This is a genomic window from Ruegeria sp. HKCCA4633 (assembly GCF_013034605.1).
GTDB lineage: Bacteria > Pseudomonadota > Alphaproteobacteria > Rhodobacterales > Rhodobacteraceae > Ruegeria.
The window spans coordinates 65062-81474 of sequence record NZ_WQGJ01000003.1 but is presented as its reverse complement, the minus strand read 5'-3'; the positions used below and the strand labels follow the sequence as shown (position 1 = coordinate 81474).

Here is a 16413-nt window from a genome sequence, read left to right as displayed (position 1 = left end):
GCCATATTGGCAAAACTGATTGCCTGAAGTACCCATTTGATTTGCATCGCATTTTGAAACCAAGGTCGGAGGACCTTGCATGGTGGCTTCGACCCAAATTGCAAAGTAACGGCACGAGGTTGGGACACCTCGATGGATCAATGGCTGATTGAGGGCACTATTAACTATTAGTTGCACACGTGACAGCCGCGACCCGATTGCTGAACGCAGCTCTGTCACTACGCCAACTCGCGATGTTATCGGGGTTGGTCGGCATGCTGCATAGCGCAAGTTATCGAGTGTTACATGCAGGCAGTTCCGAATGAAAACGACACGGTATTGCCTAAACCCAATCGAGCAAAATCGCGGCCTAAAGGCACAAAAACATAATCGCACCGCTAATTGTGGGCGCAAGAACGCGGCAAGGCGTCACGAAAGTGGTTGACTGATTTGGAGGCGAGTACCGGAATCGAACCGGTGTACACGGATTTGCAATCCGCTGCGTCACCACTCCGCCAACTCGCCTTTTCAAGTAAAATCAAATACTTGCCGTGGTGTGCGTGGGGTTTTAGCAGCTTTCCTCAGGGTCGTCCAGTGGATTGCGTGCAAATTTGGCGACAAGATTGAAATTCGCGGTACCTCATGACTGAATTCGACAACGATGAAGTTGGGTTGCGGCAACAGGGCCGTTGCTGGCCGGGTCAGGATGTGGCACAAGCCGGACATCCTTGGGAATGAGACGAGATATCCAATGAAAGATTTCGCAGCCCGGCGCCGCACAATGGTTGATACACAGGTTCGACCCTCTGACGTCACCAAATTCCCGATCATTGACGCGATGCTGCACGTCCCTCGCGAAAACTTTGTGCCAAATTCTCAGCGTGAAGCGGCCTATGCCGATGCAGTGATCGATATGGGGAACGGGCGCGCGATGATTGAGCCGCGCACCCTGGCCAAGATACTGGATGCGCTGAACATTTCGAACGATGAGATGGTGCTCGATATCGCGCCTGCCATGGGATATTCCACGGCCGTGGCTGCGCGGATGGCGCAGTTGGTCGTAGGAGTGGAAAGCGACGAGGCGCTTGCCGCTGAGGCGCAGAGCCTTCTGGCCGAGGCGGATGTCGACAATGCCATTATCCATGTGGGGCCGCTTGAGCAGGGCGTTGCTGAACATGGACCGTATGACGTGATCATGGTTCAAGGCGGGGTTGAGCAGATCCCCGCAGAATTGCTGGACCAGCTCAAGGAACATGGTCGAATCGCTTGTTTGTTCGTCGAAGGCAACCTCGGCACTGTGCGGATCGGTCGGAAGTCGGGCGGTCAGGTCAGCTGGCGCGATGCGTTTAACGCCAGCGCACCTGTTCTTGAGGGTTTTTCGGCCGAGTGTGCATTTTCGCTATAGTCCGCCGATAGATTCTACTGCCGCCTTGATTAGTTGAAAACAAGGCCGCAAACTGCCTGCAGGGCAGTGTAATTTCGTTTTGAGAGGATTTCGGTATGCGTGGTACGGCGACAGGTAAGCTGGTCAGGGCGCTTGCAGTGACCGCAGGACTTGCCATCAGCGTGATGCCAGGGCGTGTAGCGTGGGCAGACAACATAACAGACGCCTTCATTGGCGCGTATAACACAAGTGGTTTGCTGGAACAGAACAGGGCGCTGTTGCGGGCTGCGGATGAAGATGTAGCTATTGCGCTGTCGGCGTTGCGGCCCATCATCAACTGGACCGTGCAGGTCAGCCAGGACTATACCCGTTCACGGACTAACAATGTGGTTACGACCAACGAACCTTCTCGGTTCTTTACGGGTCTGACCCTGGGTCAGCTTTTGTATGATGGCGGCGCGTCGATTCTGGGCAAACAGTCTGCGCAGGAAACGGTGTTGTCGACCCGACAAAGCCTGATCGATATTGAGCAGCAGATTTTGATCCGCGCGGCAAACGCTTACTTGGGCGTGCTGCTGCAGGAAGAAACCGTTCAAATCCGCCAGAACAACGTCGAGGTTTCAGCTGAAGAACTCAGGGCGTCGAATGACCGATTTGAAGTTGGCGAAGTGACCCGGACAGACGTTGCCCTGTCCGAAGCGCAATTGGCGAGCTCGCAGGCGGATCTGGCGGTCGCCCGTGGTGAGTTGAGCATCGCGCAGGCCGAATATGTGAATGCGGTTGGTAAAGCGCCGGGGCGCACAGCGGGTCAGCCGAGCCTGCCCAACCTGCCGCGATCCGAGGCTGAGGCCATCAGCCTGGCCCAACGCAACCATCCGGCGATCCTGTCGGCGCAACATCAGGTTCGCGCTTTTGACCTGATCGTGGAGCAACAACGGGCCAATCTTGGTCCGAATGTCAGCCTGAACGCAGACGCAGGGGTGACAGAAAGCTACGACAACAATGATTACATCAACGATGCGACCATCTCGCTGAATTTCAATCAACCCATCTATGCGGGTGGCCGGTTAGCGGCGAATATTCGTCGGGCAATGGCGACACGGGATGCGTCGCGTGCAAACTTGCTGAATGTGCAGAAAAACATCACTCAAGGTGTCACCGATCGCTACGCGGCGTTTCAGGCCGCCAGTGCCAGCCTTAGGGCGTCAACCGAACGAGTTCGCGCCTCGCAAGTGGCTTTCGACGGCATTCGCGAAGAAGCGACATTGGGTGCTCGGACGACCTTGGATGTTTTGAACGCACAGCAAGACCTGCTGGATGCGCAGTTGGCCGAAGTGGCATCGCGCACCGAGCGGTCCCGCGCGGCCTATCAGTTGTTGCAAGCGCAAGGTTTGTTGACGGCCGAGCGTTTGGGTCTGGCGGTTCAGATCTATGATCCGACCTTATACTATAACTTGGTGAAAAATGCACCAGCACGGGTCAGCAAACAAAGCAAGGATCTGGATCGCGTCCTCAAAGCGTTGCGTCGGGACTGATCGACTATACTATTTGTTGTGAGGTTGGGATTGTTTAGCTACACTCGATCCAAGGATAGAGCGGTAGAGAACAATGACTGATAATGTCGTAAAAGCAGGGATCGAAGACGTTCTGTCTTCGGTCAAACGTTTGGTAAGCGAAGACACCCGCAATAAATCCGTCTTGGATCAACAGCCTGCAACAAAAAAGCCAGGACGGCTGGTTTTGACGGATGCTTTGCGTGTCAGCTCTTCCAATCAGGCCAATGTGGTTTCTGCTCAGGCCGACTCGGATTCTGAGGTTTCCGACTCGGCCAAACCTATGTTGCTTCGGTCCTGTGATATTGTGCAGGCGGGCAAGCAGTCGGCCAATGCTGCACAGGACGAGTCCGACGCGCCAAAGCCTGCGCGATCGGCGGATGCTGCATCCAGCCTGAGCGCCAAGATCGAAGCCCTAGAAGCTGCGATCGCGCAGACAGAAGATCAATGGGAACCGGATGGTGACAGCGAAGACGCCTATTCCGGAACGCGGTCGCAATCTTTGCCTTGGAATGTGGAAGAAGAATTTGCTGCAGCCGAGTCCATAGGCTCGAATGACGTCAACCTAACTGGCGGCATCGAGGAAGAGGGCGACGCACACGTAAAGGCAGAGTTCATCCGCGCGCCGCGGGAAGAATCCGAGGTGGTTGCAGAGGCTGCCGACAAAGATCGAACGATCGATATGGATGAAGACGATTTGCGCGCTTTGATCGCTGAAGTTGTCCGGCAGGAATTGCAGGGCACGATGGGCGAGCGGATAACGCGAAATGTTCGCAAGATGGTCAGACGCGAGATTGCGCGCGCCTTGGCCGCAAAAGAACTGGATTGAACCTCAACCGCGCTGAGGCGGCTGGGCAAGGCTTAGCAGCAGATCAAGGTCCATGTGGCGTTCAAGATGATCTGCCAGATCGTCCAGCGCCTGTTCCACGCCGTCCTCATAAGTGACGTCAGAGGTCACGCCCAACTTTGAAAGATAACGTGCCCGGAACGCGTCGGACGAAAAGATGCCGTGCAGGTAACTGCCCTTGATCCGTCCATTGGCGCTGGCGGCACCTTCCGGTTTTCCATCGACCTCCAGCCACGCCCGGTCGCAATCAGAGCCGTTGGTGTGACCCATGTGGATTTCATACCCGCTGACCGGTTCCCGGTCAGGCAGGGCATGAGCCGAACGCAGAATGACTTGTTTCTGTCCGCCCATAACGGTGTGAACGTCCAGTAAACCCAACCCGTCGACCTTTCCGGGTCTGCCATCGACGCCATCTGGATCAGAGATGGTCTTGCCCAGCATCTGATACCCACCGCACAGTCCCAGAACATGCCCGCCACGCCGGACATGGCCGTAAAGATCGATATCCCACCCCTGCGCCCTGAAGTAAGTCAGATCCCCTATGGTGGACTTGCTGCCGGGCAGCAGAACCAGATCAGCGTCGCCGGGCAGGGGGCGTCCTGCGGGAATGATCTCAACGCTCACACCAGGCTCAGCTGACAGCGGGTCGAGGTCATCGAAATTGGCCATACGTTCGAGCTGAGGCACGACGACCTTGCACTTACCTCCGGTATGGGACCGAATGTCCATCATATCCTCGGCAGGCAATTTCCATGCGTCGTGAAACCATGGAACCACGCCCAAACACGGCCAGCCTGTGCGGACGGCAATGTCGTCGCGCCCTTCGTCGAACAAGGACACATCCCCTTTGAACCGGTTAACGGCAAAGCCCCGAATCTGGGCCAGATCGCCGTCGTCCAGCACGGCCTGCGTGCCGACGATCTGCGCGATCACGCCGCCGCGATGAATGTCACCGACCAGAACCACCGGAATACCTGCGGTACAGGCAAAGCCCATATTGGCGATATCACCCTTGCGCAGATTGGTTTCGGCTGGACTTCCCGCGCCTTCGATCAGGACCAGATCAGCATCTGCACAAAGCCGGTCGAAGCTTTCCAGCGCGGCCCCCAGCAGCTTGGACTTGTCCTTGCGGTAATCTCCGGCCTTCATAGTTCCCGCGCGCTGCCCTTGCACGATGATTTGAGCGCCAGTGTCCGTCTCGGGCTTTAGCAGGATGGGGTTCATGTCAGTATGGGTCGCCCGCCGCGCTGCACGGGCCTGAAGCGCTTGCGCGCGGCCGATCTCGCCCCCGTTCTCGGTGACCGCTGCGTTGTTCGACATGTTTTGTGGTTTAAACGGAGCAATCCGCATGCCTCGCCGGGTAAAGGCCCGCGCAAGCCCGGCCACAAGAACCGATTTTCCGACATTGCTGCCAGTGCCTTGAATCATGATGGCGCGAACCATGGTTTGTCTCCTATATGTCGGGGCGCAGATGACCTGATTTGAACCGGAAGGGAAAGCCCCGGATGAACACGCCAGCGCATCTTTTGATCGGTGCCGCCGCTTTTGCCCGGCCGCCGCAGGGGCGTATCTTGTTGGCCGCCTTGCTCGGGGCGGTGCTGCCGGATCTGTCTCTGTATCTCATGGCGACGGTGTCGCTGTTTGTTCTGGGTATTCCGGAACAGGTGGTCTTTGGGCAACTGTACTATTCGCAGGCCTGGCAGACCGTCTTTGCCATCGACAACTCCTTTATCATCTGGGGGTGTGCACTGATATTGGCAGTTTGGCGTCGCTGGCACTTTGTCGCTGTCGGGGCTGCGGCAGGTCTTTTGCATCTAGCGACAGACTTCTTCCTGCACGCCGGTGACGGACGACCCCAGTTCTGGCCTCTGAGCGATTGGGTGTTTCACAGCGCAGTCAGCTATTGGGACAGCAGCCATCACGCTTTGTGGGTGGCACCAGTTTCTGCGGCAGTGTGTTTGGCCGCCTATGTTGTGCTTTGGCAGCGTGGCCTGCCTGTTTGGGGCAGGGCCATGTTTGGTATCATGTTGGCGGCTGAAATTTGGGTGGCGCGCCAGTGGCTGTTGTTTTTTTAGGCGCGAAAACCGCGAAACAAAGCAAAGAAAAACGCGCTTTGACGGGCAGAGCGCGTTTTTTCTGGTGCGAAATCGCCTGGGATCAGGCGGCTTCAGCCTGCTGAGCGGCATTGCGACGCTCGCTTTCTTCGCGTGACAATGCGACCGAGGTCCGCACGCCACGGCCAACGAACTCCATCAGTCCGCTGACAACCCGTTCGTTAGGGTCAATACCTGCGCAGGACAGCACCTCGCGACCATCGCGCGAACGTGCCCAGCGGGCGATTTGTTCGGGGCCATTGCCGTATTTCTTGTCGTCGGCGATAGCATCGTCAAGTGCAGCCAACACAACGGCCGCGAAAAGTTTGCGCGCACGATTGCCTTGCTCGTTGTTAAAGGCAGTGCCGTCAACGAAATCTCTCATCTCGTCTTCCTTGTTGTTCTTGCTCTTGCATTTTCGGCGTGAGGGTCCTTATGACCTATTAGGTGCGATTCGGATACAGCTAAAATGCATAGTTGCGTTGCGTCACTTGCATGGCTTGCTGCAAGTGCAGCACTAGGTGTCGTTGTCTTGTCAGGTGTGGTCCCGCCAGATATAGGGACCGCAACTGATGCATCAACCGTTTGTGAAGGATTTATGTAATGCCCAAGATAAATGGGAACGAAATTCGCCCCGGCAATGTGCTTGAGCATAACGACGGCCTGTGGGCAGCGGTCAAGGTAGACCATGTAAAGCCCGGCAAAGGCGGGGCATTTGCCCAAGTGGAACTGCGCAACCTGCGCAATGGCTCGAAATTGAACGAACGCTTCCGGTCAGCGGACAAGGTTGAACGCGTCCGCCTGGAACAGAAGGACCAGCAATTCCTGTACGAATCCGACGGGATGCTGGTGTTCATGGATACCGAGACCTACGAACAGATTGAATTGCCAGCAGATTTGCTGGGCGAACGTCGTCCGTTCCTGCAAGATGGCATGACCATCGTCGTTGAATTCTACGAAAGCGAAGCGCTGAACGCGACGCTGCCGCAGAAAGTGACTTGCCAGATCGTCGAGACCGAGCCTGTCGTAAAGGGCCAGACGGCGGCAAATTCGTTTAAGCCTGCGGTACTGGACAACGGCGTGAAGGTCATGGTGCCGCCTTTCATCGGACAGGACGAAATGATCGTCGTGAATACCGAAACGATGGAGTATTCCGAACGCGCGTGACGTTTCGTCACTTTTTACAAGAGACCGCGCAGGCATTCGCCGCGCGGTCTTTTTTTATGCGTTAGGGCGATGACGATACCGTGTTGGGTCGGGTCCAAACAGTTCCAGCATCAGTTCATACTTGATGCGATTGGCGCTGACCTGGCGATAGAAAGCGATCAGAAATGCAGTCGGCCCCTGTATACGGCTAAGGCCACTGGCGGCGGCCACAACGGTGCCCACATCCGTTTTCCCCTGTAACACCAGATAACCGCCCAACATCAGAATGCCGACGGTTCCCGCTCCGTTGATCACGCTTAGCAGGAATTTGGCCGACAGTTTCCACAGGAACATACGTCGCCGCGTGTCATAAATGTCGTCAAACATAATGTTGATGTCCCGCTCAACCGCTTCCATATCCTCGGTCGTCAGCCGGTCTGTGGCGCCGCGCAGGATATGGACACGCTCTGCCACGAAAGTGTTCACTTTGCGTTGCGAAACCAGAACGATGATGATCTGCGGCACGATCATCGAGAAGGCGATCAGCCCAAGTCCCGGTTGCGTGGATGAAATATAGCCGATTACGCTTATCAGCGTACCGATCTGAACCACCGGATCCGAGAATGCGCCGCCCGCAAATTTCCCCAGTTCTTCGGCTTCGGCGGAAATGGCCGTGGTCATGGTGCCTTTGCGCAGGTCCGCGCCCGTTTCCTTCAGATCGGTTGAACGCCATAGCAGGCGCTGCCGGATCAGTCGGATCATGTCTTCACCTAAGGTACCCGCGCGGTACCCTAAAACCCATTTCAGCCCCAGGCTCAGCAGGATAACGGCCATCATACCAATACCCAATTGGATCAGCTTTTCAGTGCCGACATCATCCGCCGTCAGATGGTTGACGATATCGCGTTGAAACTCCAGCGGAACGGCGGCAAGCGCCGCAATGGCGATGGACAGTACGATAAGGATGATCTGCCGTCCGGCACTGGCGCGCCAGATCGCGGAATATAGTCGAAACATGGGTGTATCCGGTTTGACCTGTTTCCCTCAGTTTGGCAGGGCTGGGGAACAGGTTCAAACTTGGGGATGTGTGTCGACGAGGAGTTCGTGCTGATTAGGCAACAAGCGGTACTTAGTCGGTAAGTCGCACCGTCGCCTCGCCCGCCTGCATTTCGCCGCCTGCGCGGTCGAAACGCAAATAGGCGATGGCGTGGCCCCCAGATTGAGTGAACAGGGTGCCGGCCGATTTGCCGTTGGCTGTGATCTCGGTCCCCACGGGCGCGGTGCCGTCGACAACAACGCGACGCAGGCCCTTACGCAATTCGGTCTTGTGCTTCATGCGCGCGGTCACTTCCTGACCTACATAGCAGCCCTTTTTGAAATCCACGCCGTTCAGCGCTTCGAACCCAGATTCGAGGATATAGCTGTCCTGGGTCAGCTCAGTACCCGCTTCGGGAATGCAGTGCTGAACGCGCAGGGCATCGAAATCGGTGCCATCATCCTGTTCGGGTGCCGCAGAATACATACGCCAGCCCAAGGCAGGGTGCCGCGGGTCGGGCAACGCGTTCTCTGGCGCGCAACCTGACCCGCGGTGCAGGTTCAGGTCGGTGCTTTCGATCGCCACATCTGCACGCAGCTTGTACATGCTCAGACGTTTGATCAGATCATCGGCAAGGTGCTCGGCCACATCCAGCAGAACGCCATCGCCATCGCGCTTGAGGAAGAAGTCTGCCAGATACTTGCCTTGCGGCGTCAACAGCGCGGCATAAACAAGCCCGTCATTTAAACCCTGAATGTCATTGGTGATCAGGTCCTGCAAAAAGCTTTCGGTGTCCGAGCCGGTCAGGCGCAGGATGCGGCGGGTGGGCATGGCTTGGTCCTCGTCATTTCCCTTGGCCTCGTGATATAGGAAGATCCGCCGCCAAGACCAGAGGGTATCAGACGTGCCAGCCCCGATCTCTGTTGTTATTCCGACCCTGAACGCTGCCGATGCCTTGCCCGAATGCCTTGGGGCATTGATGGAAGGGCTGCACGCCGGGCTAATCCGGGACCTAATCATAAGCGATGGCGGGTCTGCCGACCTAACACTGGAAATCGCGGAAGAGGCCGGAGCCCGGATTGTGACAGGTACGCCTTCGCGCGGCGGGCAGTTGCGACGGGGTTGCGCAGAGGCTGGTGGGGATTGGGTGCTGATCCTGCATGCTGACACCGTATTGGAAAGGGGCTGGAGCGAGGCGGTGAGCGCCCATCTATCCAGCACAGGACCTGCGGCTTTCCGGTTGGCTTTCCGAGCGCGGGGTATTGCGCCGGGATGGGTCTCGGGCTGGGCCAATCTGCGCAGCCGGGTTTTCAGGCTGCCGTATGGGGATCAGGGGCTTTTGGTGCCACGCGAAATCTATCACGCTGCAGGCGGCTATCCCGACCAACCTTTGATGGAGGACGTGGCGCTGGTACGTAGTTTACCCCGGATCACACTTCTGGATGCGCGTGCCTTTACGAGCGCGGAGCGGTATGAGCAGGCGGGCTGGATTCGGCGGGGTAGTCGGAATCTGTGGACTCTGCTGCGTTATTTTCTGGGGACGGATCCGCAGGTGTTGGCGCAGGCGTATCGGCGATAAGTGTCGTACGCAGCTCGACCAGCGATTTCCCCAACCGAAACGGGGCCGCAAAGCTGACAAGGCAAAGGGCCACGATTTGCAGAACCAGTATATGAGCATTGGCCTGCAAATATTCCCATTCGTCTTTCAATTTGCCGACCTGATCGATCAGATCATCATAGCTTTGGGCCAGGATCAGGTAGTCCCCGGCAATGGCTGGTACTTTCCGGCGCATGTTGTCGATAGCGGTCTGCGTTTCGTCGTCCAGCGAGGTGAAGACCAGAAACTGGTCGATATCGAAGGCGTCAGCCTGCGCGGCAGCGCTGCGCATTTCATCCATGTCATCCTTGGCTTGACGTCCGAACAGGAAATGCAGGCCTTGTAATGGGGCGACCTCATTGGTGACGGCAATGAACAACGGCAATTCTGAATTGCTGGCCGTTGAAGCCGACAGGAACTCGACCTTGTCGCACAAAACGGCCGTGTCCGGATCAAAGGCAGGATCACAAAAGCGCAGGCGAAACCGTGCCGCGTCGCGATCAAAAGCCAGAGTGGCCGCATAGGCCACGTCGATCTGACGATCCAACCGAGAGCTGTCCGAGGTGTACAGCCCGGCCAGAACAGCGACCAGCGCCCCAATGCCGCCCAGAACGACCCAAACCAGGTCGGCCAGCTTCCAAGCCCGATGCCCCGCCGGTTTGCGGAACAGAAATGCCGTTCCGATCGATCCCACTACAAAAAACAGAATCAGCAAAGGCAGTTGGTTGTCGGTCACAAAACTCATGAATTCGATCTTAGGACCTGACCTGCGTCCTGCAACAGGGATCACGGGCAGTTGTAACATCTTACCGGATGCTCATACTGACCGAAGAGCCACGGGAGATTTCGATGACAAAAGAAATTGTTCTGATTCATGGGGCATTTGCCGGACCCTGGTGTATGCAAGATTACGCGACCTTCTTTCGGGATCGGGGATGGACTGTACACACCCCCGCCTTGCGCCATCATGGCGGTGATCCGAAAGCAGACCCTGACCCCGGGCTGACTGAAACCAGCGTGTTGGATTACACCAATGACATAGCGGAAATTGTACAGGGTCTGGACAGCAAGCCGGTTCTGCTGGGTCACGCCATCGCGGGTGTTGTCGCGCAGCAGGTGGCCTCACGCGGTTTGGCCAACGCTATCGTGTTGATTAATCCGAATGCACCCTGGGGCACGTTGCCAGAAACAGACGACGAACGCGCCGTGCCGCGGGCGTTGATGGAAGGCGGGGCCTTCTGGAAACAGCCCATGCGGGTTGAGTTCGACCTGATGGCGCCCTTTGCCCTAAATAAAATGGACGTGGCCCAGCAACACGCCGTGTTCGATCAATTGGGGGCTGAAAGCGGGCGCGTGATGTTCGAAATGTTCTTTTGGATGTTTGATGACGATCACGCGATAAAGGTCGATTTCGAAAAGGTCGACTGCCCGGTTCTAGTCGTTTCCGGTGCAGAAGACCGGGCGGTAAACCCCGACACCTGCCGCGCATTGGCAGAGCGGTACGGGAAACGCGGAACCTTTTTGCTGATTCCGGACCACGCACATTTTCTGTTTATGGAGCCGGGCTGGCAGGGGCCTGCTGAGCAAATCGAAAGCTGGCTTGGTCAACAGCCCATGTGAAACCGGGTTGACAAAAATCGGCGTTTTGGCCGAGATCGCGCCAAGTGAATAGGGCCAGAGACCCTTTTTGCGCATAGTATCTGCGGGAAAGGTCCGGGCATGACCCTGTTTGTCATCCTTATCATTCTGTCTGCGGCACTGCTGCATGCGGTCTGGAACGCCATCGTCAAGACAGCGGCGGATCGCACGACGATGTTGGGCCTTGTTGCTTTGGGCCACGTGTTGCCGGCAGCCGTGATGGTGATGGTCCTGCCATTGCCCAGTGCTGAAAGCTTTATTTACATCCTGCTCTCGACCGTTGTGCATTTCGGGTATTACTTCATGCTGGGCAAAGCCTATCAGCATGGCGATCTGAGTGTGGTCTACCCCATTGCGCGGGGCATCGTTCCGGCACTGGTTTCGCTTTGGGCGATGCTTCTGGTAGGGGAGGTGCTGCCCTTGCAAGCTTGGGGTGGCATTGCCCTGATTGCATTTGGCATTCAGCTAAGCAGTTGGAAGGCGCTGCGCTCGGGCGTGGGGCGCAGCGCGTTGGGCTTTGCGCTGGGCACCGGGTTCTGTATTTCGATCTACTCGGTTGTGGATGGGATCGGCGTTCGGCTGTCAGGCAATACGCTCAGCTATTGGGCCTGGGGGGCTTTCCTGCATCTGTTCATTGCAGGCTTTGTCGGGATTAAGAAGCGTGCAAGCTTGAGATACCTGCCGACCAAGGTCTGGATGACAGGCATTCTGGGCGGGCTGGTTTCGATGACCGCCTATGGGCTGGTGCTTTATGCCAAGAACTTTGCCCCATTGGGCGCTGTCTCGGCGCTGCGGGAAACCTCGGTCATCTTTGCTGCGCTGATCGGGTTCATCTTCCTCAAAGAAGGCAATTGGATACGACGGCTGGGGGCCGCCGTGCTCATGGCCGCTGGGGTTGCTTTGATTGGACTCGCTGTCTGATCAGGGGCGCAGCGCTTAGTTGTTGGTCGAGAATGTGCTCTGTGGTTTCCATTTCAAAGTGCCGTCGCTGTTGCGGTGGCAGCGCAGCAAGCGTTCCTGAACCGTGCTGACTGTGGTCGTGACTGTGTTATCGCCGACCATCAAGACAAAGGCGTCTTCGGAATAGGCCATGCCTTCGTAATAACAAAACCGGCTTTCGGCCCCGTCCGGAATGGGGGATGCAGTGCTGAGCATCTGCTGCGCAGGGGCTTGTGAGGCCAGCAGGGTCAGGGCCAGTCCGAAGGTTAAAGTTTTCATGTCGTCCTCCCGTCTTAAAATCGTAGTCGGTAAAAAATTATTGGACGCCCGGACCTCAAGCCATTGTTGGTATGTTGCGGTAAGTGTGAACGGGGTCAAAGGTTTAGGCAACAAGAAGTTGCCACCGTTCCTGCGTGCCAGCCTGTTGATGCCCAGGCACAGACCTGAGCTATCCTGTCCAATAGGGGGAATGCACCCCCTTGTTCAGTGGGACGCGGCTTCGGACTGTAGCTTTCTGAAATAGCTGATTGTTGCTTCCAACCCTTCCTTCAACTGCACCTTGGGTTCCCAGTTCAGCAAGGTCCGGGCCAGAGTGATGTCGGGCTGGCGTTGCTTGGGGTCATCCTGCGGAAGGTCCTTGAAACTGATCGGTGTGTCGGTGCCCACAAGCGCCTGAACCTCACTGGCCAGCTCGTTCATCGAGAATTCATTGGGATTGCCCAGATTGACCGGGCCGGTGACGTCTTTGTCGGTCTCCATCAACCGGATGAACCCTTCGATCAGATCATCCACATAACAGAAAGACCGGGTTTGTGTACCGTCGCCAAAGATCGTGATCGGCTCACCCGTCAGGGCCTGCATGATGAAGTTCGACACGACGCGCCCATCGGCAGGGTGCATTCGGGGGCCGTAGGTGTTGAAGATGCGAGCCACCTTGATCTCTAACCCCATCTGCCGGTGATAGTCGAAAAACAACGTCTCGGCGCAGCGCTTGCCCTCGTCATAGCAAGAGCGCGGACCAACCGGGTTGACGTTACCCCAATAATCTTCGGTCTGCGGATGGATGGTCGGATCGCCATAGACCTCAGAAGTTGAGGCCTGAAAGATCTTGCATTTCAGCCGCTTCGCCAGCCCCAGCATGTTGATCGCGCCATGCACGCTGGTCTTGGTCGTCTGCACCGGGTCGTGCTGGTAATGCACGGGTGAGGCCGGACAGGCGAGGTTATAGATCTCGTCGACCTCCACAAACAGCGGGAAGGTTACATCATGGCGCATGAACTCGAACCGCGGGTTGTTGTGCAGATGGTCAATGTTGCGCTTGGTGCCGGTGAACAGGTTGTCGACGCACAAAACCTCGTGCCCCTGATCCAGAAGCCGGTCGCACAGATGCGAGCCCAGAAAACCGGCCCCACCGGTTACGAGAACACGTTTTCGACTGTCATAAAGGCGGGCCATTGCAAATCCTTAATCGTTAAATCCAAGCCAGCTTGTCACAAGGAAGCCGGGTCTTGGTTTGATTAGTAAACCGAAGGGATTTGAATTGCAGTAGATTTTGGTTTTTTGAAGGCGTGTGTGGGGTTGGTGCGTCTTCCTATCCAAACAATGCTAGATGCGCAGCATCAAGCACGCGCCCTCGGGCCGGGCGCGAAGTTTCGTTTTAGGTAGGAAGGGTGTTTACACCAAAATCATTGCAGGCAAAGTACCGGGTGCGAACACGCATCTTACGAAACCAAAGTTGGAGCTGTAATTTGACAAGCCAAATAGCCTTGCATCTGAAAAACCGTCAGCTTGGACTTTATGCAAATTCTTTGTTTGTTGAGATAGAGAAGGCGCGAAAGACTGCAAACTACCAGGCGGTTTTGACAGGCTCCGCACGACACTTGTTCATTTCTCTCAATGGTCCAAACAACGTTGCGCTATCAAACGGTAAGCCTTTCGATGCGACGGAAGCCGCATTCCAACCCAGAAGGTCAATGCTACCCCCCGGAGTTGTTAATCTGTTTGCCAAATCGGCAAATTCTATCGGTCTTAAGCGCGAGCAGTTACGGGCTGAGTTTTTGCTCGGCGCTGATGTGGAGCAGGTAGTTCTCAAAGACTACGACTTGATCTACTCCAGTTCGGATGCTTGGGAGAAAGCAAAAGATGCAATCTTCTCAGTTTTTGAAAAGGGCAGTCGATTCCGGCGTGTATCAAGATAGTTGGTCAAACATCCAACTCCTCCACAAACCGCGCGTTCTCCTGAATATACTGGAACCGCAGTTCGGGTTTTTTGCCCATCAGGCGCTCGACCAGATCACCGGTCTCGCCGGGTTCGTCCTCGTCGATGGTGACCCGGATCAATTTCCGGGATTTGGGGTCCATTGTGGTCTCTTTCAGGTCCTTGGCGTCCATCTCGCCCAGACCTTTGAAACGCGATACGTCGATCTTGCCCTTGCCGCCGAGACCTTTCTCAAGCCACTCGTCGCGCTCGGCCTCATCCAGACAATAAACGCGTTTGGCGCCTTGGGTCAGGCGGTACAGAGGCGGGCAGGCGAGGTACAGGTGGCCCGCGTCGATCATCGGGCGCATCTGGGTAAAGAAGAACGTCATCAGCAGCGAGGCGATATGCGCCCCGTCCACATCCGCGTCGGTCATGATGATGACCTTGTCATAGCGCAGGTCGTCGACGTTGAATTTGGTGCCAAGACCCACACCCAGCGCTTGGGTCAGATCGTTGATCTCGGCGTTGGTGCCCAGTTTCGAACTGGCCGCGCCCAGCACGTTCAGAATCTTACCGCGCAGGGGCAGTAGGGCCTGCGTTTTTCGGTCCCGACCCATTTTTGCCGAACCGCCCGCAGAATCGCCCTCGACGATGAATAATTCCGTGCCGTCCCGTGTTGAACTACTACAGTCCACCAACTTGCCGGGAAGACGAAGTTTCTTAGTGGCGGACTTGCGTTGTGTTTCCTTCTCGGCCCGTCGGCGCAGGCGTTCCTCAGCTCGCAGGATGAGGAAATCCAGGATCGCGCCGGCGGATTTCGTGTCGGCGGCCAACCAGTTGTCGAAATGGTCTCGGACCGAGTTTTCGACCAGCCGCTGGGCCTCGACCGTGGCCAGACGGTCTTTGGTCTGGCCTACGAATTCCGGTTCGCGGATAAAGCAAGATACCAGCGCGCAGCCGCCGGTGATCAAGTCATCGCGAGTGATCTGACCGGCCTTCTTGTTGTTGATCAGTTCTCCGTAAGCCTTGATCCCCTTTAGGATCGCGGCCCAGAACCCCGCCACATGGGTGCCGCCTTCGGGCGTGGGCACGGTGTTACAGTAGGATTGGATGAACCCATCGCGCGAGGGCGTCCAGTTGATCGCCCATTCGACCTTACCGGGGGTTCCGAATTTTTCGTTGAAATCGACGGTACCTGCAAAGGGCTGCTCGGCATAGGTGGACGAGCCGTTCATCGTCTCTTTCAGGTAATCCGACAGGCCGCCGGGGAAGTGGAAGGTGGCCTCGGTCGGTGTTTCACCGTCGTCGATGGCGGATTTCCAGCGGATTTCGACGCCCGAGAACAGGTAGGCCTTGGAGCGGATGGATTTGAACAGGCGTGCGGGTTTGAACTTGTGGTGGCCGAAGATGTCCGCATCCGCGTGAAAGGTGACGGTCGTGCCGCGCCGGTTGGGGGCCGCGCCGACCTTTTCCACGGGGCCCAGCGGAACACCACGTGAGAACCGCTGTTCGAAAAGCGTCTTGTCACGCGCCACCTGCACGACCATTGAATCCGACAGCGCGTTCACCACGGATGCACCCACACCGTGCAGACCGCCCGAGGTCTGGTATGCCTTGCCCGAGAATTTACCACCCGCGTGCAGGGTACACAGGATAACCTCAAGCGCGGATTTGTCGGGGAACTTGGGGTGCGGATCAATCGGAATGCCGCGCCCGTTGTCGCGCACGGTCAGCGCGTAATCCGCGTGCAGCTCGACCTCGATCCGGTTGGCATGGCCCGCCACTGCCTCGTCCATCGAGTTGTCGAGGATTTCAGCCACCATATGATGCAGCGCGCGCTCATCGGTGCCGCCGATATACATGCCGGGGCGTTTGCGGACCGGTTCCAGCCCTTCAAGCACCTCGATCGAGGAGGCGTCATAGGTATTGGTCGCTTCGGGCGTCAACAGATCGTCGGGCATGGGTGCTGCTCTTGTTTTTGAGTTTCTCCTATTATGGCAG

At 56.8% G+C, this 16413-nt stretch carries 16 protein-coding genes and 1 tRNA gene; 9 read left to right on the top strand and 8 right to left on the bottom strand.

The annotated features are described in order from the left end of the window. Window positions 1–430: 430 nt before the first annotated feature. A tRNA-Cys gene (locus tag GOV85_RS09785) sits at window positions 431–504 on the bottom strand. Between the two features lie 226 nt (window positions 505–730). On the opposite strand from GOV85_RS09785, the gene GOV85_RS09780 reads away from it, so the two are divergent. The 3 genes from GOV85_RS09780 to GOV85_RS09770 all read left to right on the top strand — a co-directional run bounded on the left by GOV85_RS09780 (window position 731) and on the right by GOV85_RS09770 (window position 3745). After that, window positions 731–1384 (top strand): protein-L-isoaspartate O-methyltransferase, encoded by a 654-nt coding sequence (locus GOV85_RS09780; RefSeq protein ID WP_171177471.1) that lies wholly within the window; start codon window positions 731–733, stop codon window positions 1382–1384. Between the two features lie 95 nt (window positions 1385–1479). After that, a complete protein-coding gene (locus tag GOV85_RS09775; RefSeq protein WP_171177469.1) occupies window positions 1480–2898 on the top strand; it encodes a TolC family outer membrane protein in 1419 nt (472 codons plus the stop codon). A gap of 73 nt (window positions 2899–2971) precedes the next feature. Beyond that, window positions 2972–3745 (top strand): hypothetical protein, encoded by a 774-nt coding sequence (locus tag GOV85_RS09770; protein WP_171177467.1) that lies wholly within the window; start codon window positions 2972–2974, stop codon window positions 3743–3745. Between the two features lie 3 nt (window positions 3746–3748). Here the strand turns inward: GOV85_RS09770 and GOV85_RS09765 are convergent, their stop codons facing one another. After that, window positions 3749–5206 carry a cobyric acid synthase gene (locus GOV85_RS09765; protein ID WP_171177465.1) on the bottom strand — a complete coding sequence of 486 codons (1458 nt, stop codon included), beginning with the start codon at window positions 5204–5206 and terminating at the stop codon, window positions 3749–3751. Between the two features lie 62 nt (window positions 5207–5268). On the opposite strand from GOV85_RS09765, the gene GOV85_RS09760 reads away from it, so the two are divergent. Next, complete coding sequence (locus GOV85_RS09760; protein ID WP_171177463.1) at window positions 5269–5838, top strand: cobalamin biosynthesis protein CobQ; 570 nt, start codon at window positions 5269–5271, stop codon at window positions 5836–5838. 82 nt (window positions 5839–5920) lie between these two features. On the opposite strand, the gene GOV85_RS09755 is transcribed toward GOV85_RS09760, so the two are convergent. After that, the gene (locus GOV85_RS09755) at window positions 5921–6241 is read right to left on the bottom strand and encodes a DUF6280 family protein (protein ID WP_037310273.1); all 321 of its coding nucleotides are present in this window, start codon (window positions 6239–6241) and stop codon (window positions 5921–5923) included. Between the two features lie 218 nt (window positions 6242–6459). Between GOV85_RS09755 and efp the strand changes: the two genes are divergently transcribed. Further along, window positions 6460–7023, top strand: coding sequence for an elongation factor P (gene efp / locus GOV85_RS09750; RefSeq protein ID WP_171177461.1), 564 nt, complete (start codon window positions 6460–6462; stop codon window positions 7021–7023). A 54-nt stretch (window positions 7024–7077) separates the two neighbouring features. Here the strand turns inward: efp and GOV85_RS09745 are convergent, their stop codons facing one another. Continuing rightward, window positions 7078–8019, bottom strand: a complete 942-nt coding sequence (locus GOV85_RS09745) for an ABC transporter transmembrane domain-containing protein (RefSeq protein WP_171177459.1) — start codon at window positions 8017–8019, stop codon at window positions 7078–7080. 112 nt (window positions 8020–8131) lie between these two features. Continuing rightward, a complete protein-coding gene (locus tag GOV85_RS09740; protein ID WP_171177457.1) occupies window positions 8132–8869 on the bottom strand; it encodes a folate-binding protein YgfZ in 738 nt (245 codons plus the stop codon). A gap of 73 nt (window positions 8870–8942) precedes the next feature. On the opposite strand from GOV85_RS09740, the gene GOV85_RS09735 reads away from it, so the two are divergent. From GOV85_RS09735 to GOV85_RS09720, 3 genes are all read left to right on the top strand, one after another. Further along, on the top strand, window positions 8943–9617 hold the full coding sequence (locus GOV85_RS09735; protein WP_171177454.1) for a TIGR04283 family arsenosugar biosynthesis glycosyltransferase: 675 nt from the start codon (window positions 8943–8945) through the stop codon (window positions 9615–9617). Window positions 9618–10484: 867 nt separating this feature from the next. After that, entirely contained in the window at window positions 10485–11255 is a 771-nt protein-coding gene (locus tag GOV85_RS09725) for an alpha/beta hydrolase (RefSeq protein WP_171177452.1), read from the top strand. A 99-nt stretch (window positions 11256–11354) separates the two neighbouring features. After that, window positions 11355–12194 (top strand): DMT family transporter, encoded by an 840-nt coding sequence (locus tag GOV85_RS09720; protein WP_171177450.1) that lies wholly within the window; start codon window positions 11355–11357, stop codon window positions 12192–12194. 15 nt (window positions 12195–12209) lie between these two features. Here GOV85_RS09720 and GOV85_RS09715 read toward each other — a convergent pair whose 3' ends face one another. Next, a complete protein-coding gene (locus GOV85_RS09715; RefSeq protein WP_171177448.1) occupies window positions 12210–12491 on the bottom strand; it encodes a hypothetical protein in 282 nt (93 codons plus the stop codon). A 204-nt stretch (window positions 12492–12695) separates the two neighbouring features. Then, on the bottom strand, window positions 12696–13667 hold the full coding sequence (locus GOV85_RS09710; protein ID WP_171177446.1) for a UDP-glucuronic acid decarboxylase family protein: 972 nt from the start codon (window positions 13665–13667) through the stop codon (window positions 12696–12698). Between the two features lie 311 nt (window positions 13668–13978). On the opposite strand from GOV85_RS09710, the gene GOV85_RS09705 reads away from it, so the two are divergent. Continuing rightward, window positions 13979–14410, top strand: a complete 432-nt coding sequence (locus tag GOV85_RS09705) for a hypothetical protein (protein ID WP_171177443.1) — start codon at window positions 13979–13981, stop codon at window positions 14408–14410. 4 nt (window positions 14411–14414) lie between these two features. On the opposite strand, the gene parE is transcribed toward GOV85_RS09705, so the two are convergent. Next, window positions 14415–16373, bottom strand: coding sequence for a DNA topoisomerase IV subunit B (gene parE / locus GOV85_RS09700; protein WP_171177441.1), 1959 nt, complete (start codon window positions 16371–16373; stop codon window positions 14415–14417). Window positions 16374–16413 lie beyond the last annotated feature (40 nt).